The sequence below is a fragment of the uncultured Duncaniella sp. genome (assembly GCF_910578445.1).
Taxonomy (GTDB): domain Bacteria; phylum Bacteroidota; class Bacteroidia; order Bacteroidales; family Muribaculaceae; genus Duncaniella.
On record NZ_CAJTQC010000027.1, the window covers coordinates 1 to 12,519 of the forward strand.

Below are 12,519 nucleotides of genomic sequence, written 5' to 3' on the forward strand. Positions count from 1 at the left end.
CGCTGACAAGCAACTGACGTTGTTCTGATTACTTATGTCGAACTCACGTTATTTACCGAGAAGCGAGCATTCCAATAGAACCATTCCAAATCTTTGTTTGAAAACTTGCGGTAGCCGGACACAGAGCCTACATTGCCATTGAAATCCATTATTTCATATGTAAGTGAATTTTTGAAAGGACATGCAAGATTTATTCCCGGCTCAGCCTGTAGCCACAGACGGTACAGTCCGTCTGCCCCGTTCCAGACATAAGGCGACTTTAAGACAACAGACGGTTTGAATATCACCCATGCGACATTTTGTTCATTGCCACTTAGTCTCGCCTCATGTCCGTCAATCGTTGTAATGCGGCTTGGCTGATTGTATTGCGATGTCAACTCCATCCCGAATGCCACTCCAAGATATTTATGGAAAAAACGTGTCAGTGACGGTTCGACAGACCATGCCTGCTCATTATTTACATATAACCCGCCATAGAGCGAAGCTTTAAAAGCATGCTCTTCAGTCTGCGCTTTAGCGGTAACGGCGACAAGCAGCGACAGGAAAATAAAAAATGTTTTCATCATAAACCTGTTGTCATGAAATGACTGCAATTCGTGGTCTGCTACTTTCCTGTGAGAATCGTCTTGATGTCATGGAGCTTGTTGAGTGCCGCCATGGGAGTCAGATTGTTGATGTCGATTCCAAGAATCTCGTCGCGCAGCTGTGCGAGCACCGGATCGTCAAGCTGGAAAAACGACAGCTGCACCCCCTCGGCCGTATCGGCCACGCCGGAGAGATTTTTGGCTACACGCTCGTCGCTGTCGCGGTTCACTTTTTCAAGATGTACAAGCACCTCGTCAGCCCTACGGACTATCGACTGCGGCATGCCTGCAAGCTTGGCCACATGTATGCCGAAACTATGCTCGCTGCCGCCGCGCGCAAGTTTGCGGAGAAACACCACCTTGCCGTCAATCTCGCGAACCGACACATTATAGTTGACCACACGGCTGAAACTCTTCTCCATTTCATTCAGCTCATGATAGTGGGTGGCGAAAAGAGTTTTCGGGTGGATGCCACCGTGCTCGTGTATGTGTTCCACGATTGCCCAAGCGATTGAAATGCCATCGTATGTCGATGTTCCACGTCCGAGCTCGTCGAAAAGAATCAGTGACCGCTCGCTCATATTGTTGAGTATCGAAGCCGCCTCGTTCATCTCGACCATGAAAGTCGACTCTCCGAGCGAAATATTGTCACTCGCGCCGACGCGGGTGAAAATCTTATCGACCACGCCTATACGGGCGCTGTCGGCAGCCACAAACGAACCTATCTGTGCCAGCAGGACGTTGAGCGCCGTCTGGCGGAGCAAGGCCGACTTACCCGACATGTTAGGGCCTGTAATCATCATCACCTGCGTGCCGTTGTTCGACAGATTGACGGTGTTGGTGATGTACGGTTCACCCGGAGGAAGCTCCTTTTCGATAACCGGATGGCGTCCCTCGACAATCGACAGCTCAAGCGAATCGTCGACAACCGGACGGTTGTAGCGGTTTTCAAGCGCAACACGAGTGAAAGAGCTGAACACGTCGAGACGCGCCACCATTTGGGCGTCGAGCAGAATCGCCGGAATATATGCACACAGGTCATGCACGAGAGTCGTATAGATGCGCTGCTCGATGATTGCGATGCGGTCCTGCGCGGTCAGGATTTTTTCTTCATACTCCTTGAGTTCCTGTGTGATATAGCGCTCGGCATTGACAAGAGTCTGCTTGCGTATCCACTCGGCAGGCACTTTGTCTTTGTGGGTGTTTGTGACTTCGATATAGTAGCCGAACACATTGTTGTAGGCCACCTTAAGCGACGGAATGCCGGTCAACGCGCTCTCACGCTGCTGCAAACGCAGAAGATAGTCCTTACCCTTGTAGGCGATTTCACGAAGCTCGTCAAGCTCACTGTCGACTCCTTCACGTATCACCGGACCGCGGTTGATAGCCGTAGGCGGATCCGGATTGATTTCCTTTTCGATGCGTTCGGCAATCCCGGTACACGGATTCAGCTGCTCGCCGATGCTTTCGAGAGCTGGCTGGCCTGATTCGAGACAAATGCGGCGGATCGGGTCAATCATAGCCAGCGCATGGCGCAGCTGCACAAGTTCGCGCGGATTGACACGCCCGGCTGAAACCTTCGCAATCAGGCGTTCGAGGTCACCAATCTGTCCCAAGGCATCCTTGAGGCCTTCGCGGTGGTCGGGAGAGCGGAAGAAATAGTCGACGATATCGAGACGGCGGTTAATCTCGCGCGAATCCTTCAGTGGAAACAGCACCCAACGCCGCAACAGGCGCGCGCCCATCGGGCTGACCGTGCGGTCAATCACGTCAAGCAGGCTCTTTCCATCCTCACTCATGGAGGCGACAAGCTCAAGATTGCGCACCGTGAAGCGGTCGAGCCTGACAGCCTTCTCCTCCTCGACACGCGCGATAGAAGTGATGTGTGAAATCCGTGTGTGTTGCGTTATGTCGAGATAGTGGAGAATAGCTCCTGCGGCTACTACGGCGGCGTGCATGGCATGTATGCCGAACCCCTTCAGCGAATTTGTTTCAAACTGTTTGAGCAGGCGGTCCATGGCCGCATCTTCCGTAAAAATCCAGTCGTCAAGCTCGAAGGCAAGATAGTGTTCGGCGAAACTGTCCTCTATCAGACGTTTCTTTCCTCGCTCGACAAGCACCTCTTTAGGCGCGAAATTTGCAAGAAGCTTCTCTATGTAGTCGGCCGACCCCTCCGCAGCGAGAAATTCACCGGTCGAAATGTCAAGAAACGCCACCCCGACATTCTGTTTGGTGAAATTCAAGGCGGCAAGGAAGTTATTCTCACGATTGTCGAGCAGAGTGTCGTTGATTGACACACCCGGCGTCACGAGTTCGGTAATGCCACGCTTTACGAGTTTCTTGGTTGTCTTCGGATCTTCGAGCTGCTCACATATGGCCACACGTTTACCCGCCCTCACGAGTTTAGGCAGATAGGTGTCAAGTGCATGATGGGGGAAACCGGCAAGCTCGACATATTGCGCCGAGCCGTTGGCCCTGCGAGTCAGAGTAATTCCAAGAATCTCTGAAGCCGCTATCGCATCCTCCGAAAAAGTCTCGTAAAAGTCACCCACTCTGAACAACAGGACTGCATCCGGGTGCTTTTCTTTCATTGCCATATACTGTTTCATCAACGGAGTCTCAGCGATCTTCTTTGCCATGGTGCTTTATATCGTATCTTAAATAAAATCTTCGTTTGTCAAGGCCGCTTTCGGGATTGTCCGAAAAGAAATCAATCTGAATTTTTAGCAGCCTCTTTGTTTCGGACTACAAATTTATAAACTTTCGGCCAAAAATTCAGCTCCGCTATTAGAGGTATTGAACAAATATTTGTAATTTTGTTTTTTCATGATAGACGACACAGCTGTTTTTCCACGCGAACTTCATGACTTTATCGACAGTTCCAAATTCTAATTATAAATCACCCTAATTTAAAACAGACACATTATGAAATCCAATTCCGTTATCTCAGCCGGGCTGATTGCCGTCGGGCTGGTGATTGTCGGCATTCTGCTGAAGGCCGGCATTGACAACATCGCTTTCCGTGACCGCGAAGTGACTGTCCGCGGACTTGCCGAGCGCGAAGTCCCGGCCGATCTTGTCACTTGGCCAATCACATATTCACTCGCAGGCAACGATCTCCAGACCCTCTACAACAAAGTAAGCTCCAACAACGACATCATCGTTAAATTCCTCACCTCCAACGGCATCAGTCAGGACGAAATTTCCGTAAATCCGCCCGACACCTACGACGCTACTTCAAACCGCTATCGCTCAGACTCATTCTCCTATAATTATTCAATCAACTGCACCGTCACCGTGACCACAAAGAAAGTGCAGAAGGTGCGCGAGCTGCTCAACCGCCAGTCTGAACTGCTCAAGGAAGGAATCGCTTTCTCCAATTCATATATCAACTATCAGTTCACAGGTCTCAACTCCATCAAACCCGAAATGATAGCCGAAGCGACCAAAAACGCCCGTGCCGCAGCCGACCAGTTTGCAGCCGACAGCGAAAGCCGCGTCGGAAAAATCAAGACCGCCTCACAGGGACAGTTCTCAATCGACGACAGCGACTCATCGACCCCATTCATCAAGAAAGTCCGCGTAGTCTCCACCATAGTCTACTATCTCGAAGACTGATTGAGCGCATTTCCGACTTGACAAAACTTAAAAAAACTATCCCCGGCTGATTTTTTTCATCCGGGGATATTGATTTATCTATATCCCGCTATCGCTGTGTTCGCATGCCCCTCGCCATGTTATTTCGGACTTTTTGTTGGCTGTGCGGGAAAAAGTCACTACATTTGTAGTCCTGATTTTCAAAAACGAATATATTTCAACAATCTCTACATCATGACAGTAGTTGACCGTTTTTTAGAATATGTGAAGTTCGACACTCAGAGCGACGAACTTACAAACCTCACTCCCTCCACTCCGGGTCAGATGATTTTCGCCCGGCATCTTGAAAAGGAACTCCGCGACATGGGTCTCACCGACATCACCCTTGATGACAACGGTTATCTCATGGCCACCCTCAAGGGCAACACCGACAAGGATGTCCCGACAATCGGTTTCATCGCCCACCTCGACACATCGCCCGATCTCAGCGGCAAGCATGTCTGCCCGCGCATCGTAGAGGAATATGACGGTGGCGACATCGTCCTCAACGCATCGGCCGGAATTACTCTCAGCCCCTCGCAGTTCCCCGAACTTCTCAACTACGTCGGACAGGATCTCATCGTGACCGATGGCAACACACTTCTCGGAGCTGACGACAAGGCCGGTATCGCCGAAATCATCACCGCAGTCGACCACCTCATCAAGCATCCCGACATCAAACACGGCGACATACGCATCGCGTTCAATCCTGACGAAGAAATCGGACAGGGCGCACATAAATTCGATGTCGACCTCTTCGGCGCTGACTGGGGATATACGATGGACGGCGGAGAAATCGGCGAACTTGAATATGAGAACTTCAACGCCGCTGTCGCCAAAATCACATTCAAGGGTCGAAATGTACATCCCGGCTACGCCAAACACAAGATGATAAACTCAATCCGCATAGCCAACCAGTTTGTCATCATGCTCCCGCGCTGGGAAACTCCGGAACACACCGAAGGCTACGAGGGATTCTATCATCTCGTGTCATTCGAAGGATCGGTCGAGGAAACTGTGCTCACCTACATTGTCCGCGACCATGACCGCGACCGTTTCGAACGCCGCAAAAAGGAACTTGAACACCTCACCCGCAAAATCAACAACGAGTTCCCCGACTGCGCCTCGATTGAAATCAAGGACCAGTACTACAACATGCGTGAGAAAATCGAGCCCGTCATGCACATTATCGACGTAGCAGTACAGGCCATGAAGAATGTCGACGTCACACCAAAAGTACAGCCCATCCGTGGCGGAACTGACGGCGCGCAGCTCTCGTTCAAGGGTCTTCCCTGTCCCAACATTTTTGCCGGAGGCCTTAATTTCCACGGCCGCTACGAATTCGTGCCCATCCCCTCGATGGAAAAAGCCACTCAGGTGATTGTCGAGATTGCCCGTCTCGTTGCCGAGAAGTAAAATTCACCCGTTCGATAATTGAAGACACTTGTAATAGTCACAGGTCCGACCGCAAGCGGAAAGACCTCACTCGCCATAGAGCTGGCCGAATCACTCGACACTGAAATAGTGTCGGCTGATTCGCGCCAGCTTTTTCGCGACCTGCCCATAGGGACAGCCGCTCCGACTCAGGCCGAACTCTCACGCGTCCGTCACCACCTCATAGGAGTCCTTGACCTACATGACTACTATTCTGCGGCCATGTTTGAAGAGGACGCACTCAGGATTCTCAATGAAATCTGGACGCGGAGCGACTATGCGGTGATGTGTGGCGGCTCAATGATGTATATCGACGCCATCACCCGTGGCATCGACGAACTGCCGACAATCTCACCCGCCACGCGTGCCGAAGCGATGGCTATATATGAAAACGGTGGCCTCGAGGCCTTGTGCAGCACCCTTTCACGGCTCGACCCCGACTATCTCGCCACAGCCGACCGCTCCAACCACAAGCGCCTCGTCCATGCCATTGAAATCTGCATGGAAGCCGGAGTGCCCTACTCCACCCTGCGCACGGGCCGGAAAAAGGAACGCCCCTTCCGCATAGTCAAGCTGGCCATCAACCATGACCGCCGGCAACTGTTCGACAGAATCAACGCCCGCGTCGGGGTCATGATTTCAGAAGGTCTCGAAAACGAGGCCGGCGCACTCTTCCACCTCCGCCACCTCAACTCTCTCAACACCGTCGGCTACAAAGAGATATTCGCAATGATGGAAGGAAAGATGGACCGCGACACTGCAATAGCGCGCATAGCCAAAAACACCCGCGTATATGCCAAGAAACAATTGCTGTGGCTGTCGAAAGATCCGAATGTCAGACTGCTCGACCCGACACAACCGCTTCTGGAGCAAGCGTTAAGATTTATTAAATAGCATGATAGAGCGAAACTAATCTTTTTTCATTAAATTTGCGCTCAGTTTTTGCACGAATCTCTCCATTGTGTGCATAAGTAAACAATTAGACAACAACATAATAATAAAAAAATCTACATGAAAGCCCGCGATTGCCTTAATTTATATTTCCAAGATGCAGTCAAAGAATATTGGGAGCTTCCGGCCTTTACGGACTTCGGCGGTACAACCCTCACCTACAAGGACGTAGCCCGCAAAATTGCAAAACTCCATCTCCTCTACGAAGCTGCCGGTATCCTTCCGGGCGACAAAGTGGCACTGTGTTCAAAAAACAGTTCAATGTGGTGTGTGGCCTTCATCGGCACACTCGCCTACGGAGCAGTCATCGTCCCCATACTTCCTGATTTCAAATCTGACAACATCCAGCACCTCATCAACCACAGCGAGGCCAAACTTGCGATAATCGACGAAAATATCTGGGAAAATCTCAACCCGGAAAGCATGCCGACGCTTCTTGGCGCTCTCTCCGTGAAGGACTATTCGCTGATTGTCAGCAACGACGAGAAACTCACCTACGCACGCGCCCACCTCAACGAACTGTTCGGCCAGCGCTATCCCGACCGCTTCACTCCCGACGATGTCGTCTATCACGTAGACTCTAAAGACGAACTCTGCCTCATCAGCTACACCTCCGGCTCGACAGGTTTCTCGAAAGGCGTGATGCTCCCCTACCGCAGCTTGTGGTCCAACGTGCAGTTCTGTCTCGAAAACCTCCCCACCAATCCCGGCGACGGAGTCGTGTGCATGCTTCCGCTCGCCCACATGTATGGCCTTACCATCGACATGCTGCGCCCCTTCGTCAGCGGCAACCATATCCACATCCTGACCCGCACACCCTCTCCACGCATCATCATGGAAGCGTTTGCCAAAGTCAAACCGCGCTACATCGTCACCGTGCCGCTCATTATCGAGAAAATCATACGCACACGTGTATTCCCGATGCTCGAAAAGCCACTGATGAAACTCATGCTCATGGTTCCGTTTGTCGACGAACGCCTGCTCAGCAAAATCAAGGACCGTCTGACCGAGACTTTCGGTGGAAACGTCGAAGAAATCGTCATCGGAGGCGCAGGTCTCAACCGCGATGTCGAGCAGTTCCTCCGCCGCATAGGATTCCCCTACACCGTCGGCTATGGCATGACCGAGTGCGGACCGCTGATTTCCTATTCGCCGGCGACCGACAACCGCATGGCATCCTGCGGACGCATCGTCGACCGTATCGAAGCCCGCATCGACTCCCCCGATCCGGCCAACAAACCCGGCATACTCTACGTGAAAGGCGAGAATGTGATGCTCGGCTACTACAAGAACCCCGAAGCTACCGAAGGCTGCATGGATGCCGACGGATGGCTCTCGACAGGCGATATATGCAACCTTGACAACGACGGTTATCTCTATATCCGCGGCCGTGACAAAAACATGATTCTCGGCCCTTCGGGACAGAATATCTACCCCGAGGAAATTGAAGACAAGCTCAACAATCTTCCCTACGTGGCCGAATCGCTCATCATTGATTCAGGCGAAGGCCGTCTTGTGGCGCTTATCTATCCCGACATCGAAAGCCTGACATCACAGGGAATGTCGGAAGAAGCCATCAACGGACTTATGGAAGACAACATCAAGACCCTCAATTCAAATCTCCCGGCCTACTCTCAGGTGCAGCGCTTCAACCTGATGAACGAAGAATTTGAAAAGACCCCGAAACGTTCAATCAAACGATACCTCTATCAGCCGAAATAACCAAAACGGCAACCCCAAAAAACATCCACGGGCCTGTATCACTCCACTCCGGAGACGCGATACAGGCCCGTAATCATATCCTCACCAAACGAACAGAAACACACTTAAGGGTAGAAACCAACAGCGATTTTTTCGAATAAAATGTCGAAAAGGATTGCAAATAGTAGAAAAATCACAACCTTTAAAAGGTCAAACAAGAACAACATGAATAAGTATAAAGTAAAGGAGGGACAGACGAGCCTGATTGACAGATAAAGTCAGTCGGACTCTTTATTTTTCATCAATAGACTCTAATATGCAAAAAGAGAGGGGGTCTCACGACTGCCTCTCTCTCCATTCATCACATTATGCTTATTTAGTGCTATATTCTTGTTTTGATAATACTCTTCTAACTTATTTCTTCTTTATTTCAGTCTTCTCACCGGCCATCGACAGTCACGCGTCATTGCTGACAGTCAGCCGGATAGAGCTGTTGAGGTCAGATATAACGGCTGGCTACAATGTCCCAGTCGACAATCTTCCAAAGCTCCTTGAGAGCATCGAGACGGCGGTTACGATAGTCGATATAGTAGGCATGTTCCCACACATCGAAAACCAATAGCGGAGTAAGCCCCTCACAAAGAGGATTGCCGGCGTTTGAAGTCTGGGTTATGAACAGCTTTCCGTCCTTATCTTTCGAAAGCCACACCCAGCCAGAGCCGAAAATCGAAGCTCCCGCATCTTCAAACTCTTTCTTGAACTGTTCGAACGAACCGAACTGCTCGTCGATGGCCTTGCGCAGATGGCCGTCAGGCTCGTGGCTGCCGTCGGGAGAGAAAGAGAAGAAATAGAATATATGATTCCACGCTTGCGATGCGTTGTTGAACAGCGGGCCTGACGAGGAAGTGATTATTTCCTCAAGCTCCATGTCCTCATATTGCGTGTCCTTTATGAGACGGTTGAGATTGTCGATATAGGCCCGCTCATGCTTGCCATAATGGTAATCTACTGTCTCCTTCGAAATCGAAGGCGCCAAGGCATCGTTCTTGTATGGTAAATCAGGGAGTGTATAAATCATAGTTTCGAGTTGTTTTTTTAGATTGTTATACTCTAAAAACGCCGCCACACGCCTTTGGTTCGGGCTACATCTGTTAAATATCTTCAAGAAATGCTTCAAGTTTCTATTTGCCAATCGGAAATATTCACGTAAATTTGCTGCGACATTCATCATACTCTGCATCCTGACAGAGCTGTCCCCGGTAAAACCAATCATCTTTTCAACCATGAGCTTCATACCACTACCTTCCATTTTCCGCAGCCAATCGTTTGGCAACAATCTCCGCGACTGGGCCGCCATTGTCGCCGGAATCGCAATCTATGCCATAGGATTCACCGTGTTCATACTCCCCCACCACATAGTCATCGGTGGCATGGCCGGTTTCAGCACACTTATCTACTACGCGACAGGCGGACTGCTCCCGGTGGCCGCCGTTATGTACGGTACAAACATAATACTTCTGATATTCGGTTATAAATATCTCGGCCGAGGCTTCGTACTCCGCACAATCTTCGGTATGACCATGCTATCGGTACTCATCGGTATGGTCGAGGGATATTTCACCTCACACCCGCCGCTTGTCACAAGCACACCGATGAGCGTCATGATGGGAGGAGTCCTTCTCGGATTTGGCATAGGAATATACTACAGCCATAACGGGACGACCGGCGGCACTGACATCGTGGCGGCTATCATGTCACATAAGACAGACATCAGCATGGGGCGTGTAATGATGATAATCGACGTGACAATAGTGGCTCTGTCGTTCTTCCTCCCATTCGACGGCGACATGGAAGCACGCATACAGGCACGAACACAGACCATCATCTTCGGCCTTCTCGCCATAGTGCTCTACTCATGGCTTGCCGACAGATACATAGCCCAAGGGAAGCAGACCATACAGTTCATCATCCTTTCCGAGAAGTGGGACGAGATGGCCTATCGCATCACCCACGAAACCGGACGCGGTGCAACCGTCTGGGACGCGCAGGGCTACTGGACCGGCAATGAGAAAAAAATGATGCTCGTCTGGTGTCGTCAGGGCGACGCTTACAATATATTCCGTATCGCACACGAAGTCGACCCGACAGCCTATGTCACCACATCCACAGTCCGGAGTGTCTACGGCAACGGCTTCGACCGCCTTAAAATCAAGAAAAAACAATAAAACGGCCGAATCACAGATTTCACATCCGTCGGTCAACACACTACAGAGACAATTGAAAAAGCGAAGAGGCAACCCACTCATGGATTGCCTCTTCGTTTTTTATCGTTCACCTGTCAGATATGAATTCATATCGTCATTATGAATTCATATCGTCATTATGAATTCATATCGTCATACCGATGAAAATTTTATTCCTCATCTGCAAACATCGGATCCCACGGCGGGAGAAGGGTCGGATTCTGCTTTAGAACCTCCTTGACCTTGGGCGTGATATATTTCTTATTGACAACAAGGCGGAACATATACTCGTCAAACCACTTGTCGGTCATGATGAGATGGCCGTCGTTAGCGCCCTTGCCCCAGCTGTTTTCCACCATCCATTTCTTAGGAGTGTCGTTGGCATCGAGATCCACTGCCACGAGGGTCATCGCATGCGATGAAGCCGACGAATGGGTGCGGATACGGTCGGCCTTATCCATGCCGAACTTTGTGCCGAACAGCGAATCATAATCGAAATTGTCAATATCGAGCACACCTCTCTCGCGGTCGATGAACTTACCGACATCACATGAGAAATACATCGCATTCTCGTCCTTGATCGAAGCGATAGCCATCTTCTTTATGTCCTCGATCGGGAGATTGACATATGTCCAGTTGTAGCCGTCATATCCATGACGGTCAAACTCGATTTCATACAATTTATAGTACTCGCGTGTGGGATCGTTCATCAGCATCACATAATCGTTCTTCAGGTCGTTGCCTGCAAATGTCTTGTAGAACGACTGCGGAGTGTAGGTCTCCGTGCTCACCACATTTCCGTCCTTGTCGCGGCGCGACCATGTGAACTCCGTCGGAGGCTCGCCGAGATTAAGCGCAAGCATACGGTAGATTTCCTTAAGCATCTCCTTCTTGCGTGCCACGAGAGCCGAAGTGTTTTGTCCTGAAGCGGCGAGTTTGCGCAGCTCAAGGCCATCTTCACGCAGACGGAGGCCGAGCAGACGGCGCATTGTCGCTGTCGACTTGCTGCTGTTGCTCTCTCCCATCACTTCAATGGGAACTACACCATATTTCATAAGATTGTCGGCGATGCCTGTATACTGGCCTCCGTCGCTGAGAGGATGGTCGAAGAGCCAGTCGACCTTGCGGTCATCCGACGGCAGTGAAGCCGTATCGATTATGCCCTGAAGGAAAAGATTTGATTTTTCAAGCTGATCCCAGAAAAAATTGTAGCTCTGCGAGAGTTCAAGCTTAGGCAGATTGTGGTCGCGCATCATCTGTGCACGCAGCACATTCAAGCCAGTAAAAAGCCAGCAACGTCCCGACGAGCGCTGATTGGTTATGCCATTGCTCTTCACACGGTGTGATAAAGTCGCATCAAAATTGTTCTTATTGTCATGGTTGACTGCAAGCGAATTGATGTCATTGTTGGCAATCGCATTGTGAATCGCTTTATTGGCAGGAGTTTTTTCATAGGCCGAGCGGAAATTTTCAATATCCGCCTGCGAAATTCCGCCTGTCTTATCAGGGGTTGCAGCTAAAATAGATGGAAATGCCATCGAAAATGCAGCTCCGATAATAAATAGTGATTTTTTCATGGGCTGTGACTATTTGGTTAAATACTACTTATTTAAAGTTTATTACATGGCAAATTTAGCAAATATTCACGAATCATAAAAATTCTTTTACATAAATTTTATTTCAAAAAATTTGCAGAATTCAAAATAAAGGCCTAACTTTGCACACGTAAAAACCACGATATGGTTCCTTGGCCGAGTGGTTAGGCGCCGGTCTGCAAAACCGTTTACAGCAGTTCGAATCTGCTAGGAACCTCAAAAGAATAACTCCGAAACTTGCTTTCAAAAGTTTCGGAGTTATTCTTTATTATTGTCCGGTAAAAACTTTCAAGCCGGCTTGTGGGTCAGCGGATTTTTGGGTCAGCGGATTTTTCCGGTGGGCGGAGGTGCTGTCGGAGTATAGTGTTATCTTTG

General features: G+C 50.0%; 9 protein-coding genes and 1 tRNA gene. 6 read left to right on the top strand and 4 right to left on the bottom strand.

Annotated features, from left to right (window positions below):
• Positions 1–32 precede the first annotated feature (32 nt).
• Positions 33–566: a hypothetical protein gene (locus tag QZ311_RS10195; protein WP_297067364.1), complete on the bottom strand. Its 534-nt coding sequence runs from the start codon at positions 564–566 to the stop codon at positions 33–35.
• A gap of 38 nt (positions 567–604) precedes the next feature.
• Entirely contained in the window at positions 605–3,223 is a 2,619-nt protein-coding gene (mutS, locus tag QZ311_RS10200) for a DNA mismatch repair protein MutS (protein ID WP_297067367.1), read from the bottom strand.
• Positions 3,224–3,509: 286 nt separating this feature from the next.
• Here mutS and QZ311_RS10205 point away from each other — a divergent pair, with 286 nt between their 5' ends.
• The 4 genes from QZ311_RS10205 (at position 3,510) to QZ311_RS10220 (ending at position 8,327) form a co-directional block, all read left to right on the top strand.
• The gene (locus QZ311_RS10205; protein ID WP_297067370.1) at positions 3,510–4,202 is read left to right on the top strand and encodes an SIMPL domain-containing protein; all 693 of its coding nucleotides are present in this window, start codon (positions 3,510–3,512) and stop codon (positions 4,200–4,202) included.
• Between the two features lie 213 nt (positions 4,203–4,415).
• Positions 4,416–5,636: a peptidase T gene (gene pepT / locus QZ311_RS10210; protein WP_297067373.1), complete on the top strand. Its 1,221-nt coding sequence runs from the start codon at positions 4,416–4,418 to the stop codon at positions 5,634–5,636.
• An 18-nt stretch (positions 5,637–5,654) separates the two neighbouring features.
• Positions 5,655–6,548, top strand: coding sequence for a tRNA (adenosine(37)-N6)-dimethylallyltransferase MiaA (miaA, locus tag QZ311_RS10215; RefSeq protein ID WP_297067376.1), 894 nt, complete (start codon positions 5,655–5,657; stop codon positions 6,546–6,548).
• 117 nt (positions 6,549–6,665) lie between these two features.
• Positions 6,666–8,327 (top strand): AMP-binding protein, encoded by a 1,662-nt coding sequence (locus QZ311_RS10220; protein ID WP_297067379.1) that lies wholly within the window; start codon positions 6,666–6,668, stop codon positions 8,325–8,327.
• Positions 8,328–8,805: 478 nt separating this feature from the next.
• Here QZ311_RS10220 and QZ311_RS10225 read toward each other — a convergent pair whose 3' ends face one another.
• Entirely contained in the window at positions 8,806–9,384 is a 579-nt protein-coding gene (locus tag QZ311_RS10225; protein ID WP_289861965.1) for a superoxide dismutase, read from the bottom strand.
• Between the two features lie 205 nt (positions 9,385–9,589).
• On the opposite strand from QZ311_RS10225, the gene QZ311_RS10230 reads away from it, so the two are divergent.
• Entirely contained in the window at positions 9,590–10,531 is a 942-nt protein-coding gene (locus QZ311_RS10230; protein WP_297067387.1) for a YitT family protein, read from the top strand.
• Positions 10,532–10,719: 188 nt separating this feature from the next.
• Here the strand turns inward: QZ311_RS10230 and QZ311_RS10235 are convergent, their stop codons facing one another.
• Positions 10,720–12,087 carry a C1 family peptidase gene (locus QZ311_RS10235; protein ID WP_297067465.1) on the bottom strand — a complete coding sequence of 456 codons (1,368 nt, stop codon included), beginning with the start codon at positions 12,085–12,087 and terminating at the stop codon, positions 10,720–10,722.
• A gap of 203 nt (positions 12,088–12,290) precedes the next feature.
• On the opposite strand from QZ311_RS10235, the gene QZ311_RS10240 reads away from it, so the two are divergent.
• Positions 12,291–12,361, top strand: a tRNA-Cys gene (locus QZ311_RS10240).
• The last annotated feature ends 158 nt before the right edge of the window (positions 12,362–12,519 follow it).

What these genes read in the sequence shown, in the direction of transcription:
- pepT (WP_297067373.1), top strand. Translation starts at nt 4,416, where the DNA reads ATGACAGTAGTTGACCGTTTTTTAGAATATGTGAAGTTCGACACTCAG.
- mutS (WP_297067367.1), bottom strand. Translation starts at nt 3,223, where the DNA reads ATGGCAAAGAAGATCGCTGAGACTCCGTTGATGAAACAGTATATGGCA.
- QZ311_RS10195 (WP_297067364.1), bottom strand. Translation starts at nt 566, where the DNA reads ATGATGAAAACATTTTTTATTTTCCTGTCGCTGCTTGTCGCCGTTACC.
- QZ311_RS10205 (WP_297067370.1), top strand. Translation starts at nt 3,510, where the DNA reads ATGAAATCCAATTCCGTTATCTCAGCCGGGCTGATTGCCGTCGGGCTG.
- QZ311_RS10235 (WP_297067465.1), bottom strand. Translation starts at nt 12,087, where the DNA reads ATGGCATTTCCATCTATTTTAGCTGCAACCCCTGATAAGACAGGCGGA.
- QZ311_RS10230 (WP_297067387.1), top strand. Translation starts at nt 9,590, where the DNA reads ATGAGCTTCATACCACTACCTTCCATTTTCCGCAGCCAATCGTTTGGC.
- QZ311_RS10220 (WP_297067379.1), top strand. Translation starts at nt 6,666, where the DNA reads ATGAAAGCCCGCGATTGCCTTAATTTATATTTCCAAGATGCAGTCAAA.
- QZ311_RS10225 (WP_289861965.1), bottom strand. Translation starts at nt 9,384, where the DNA reads ATGATTTATACACTCCCTGATTTACCATACAAGAACGATGCCTTGGCG.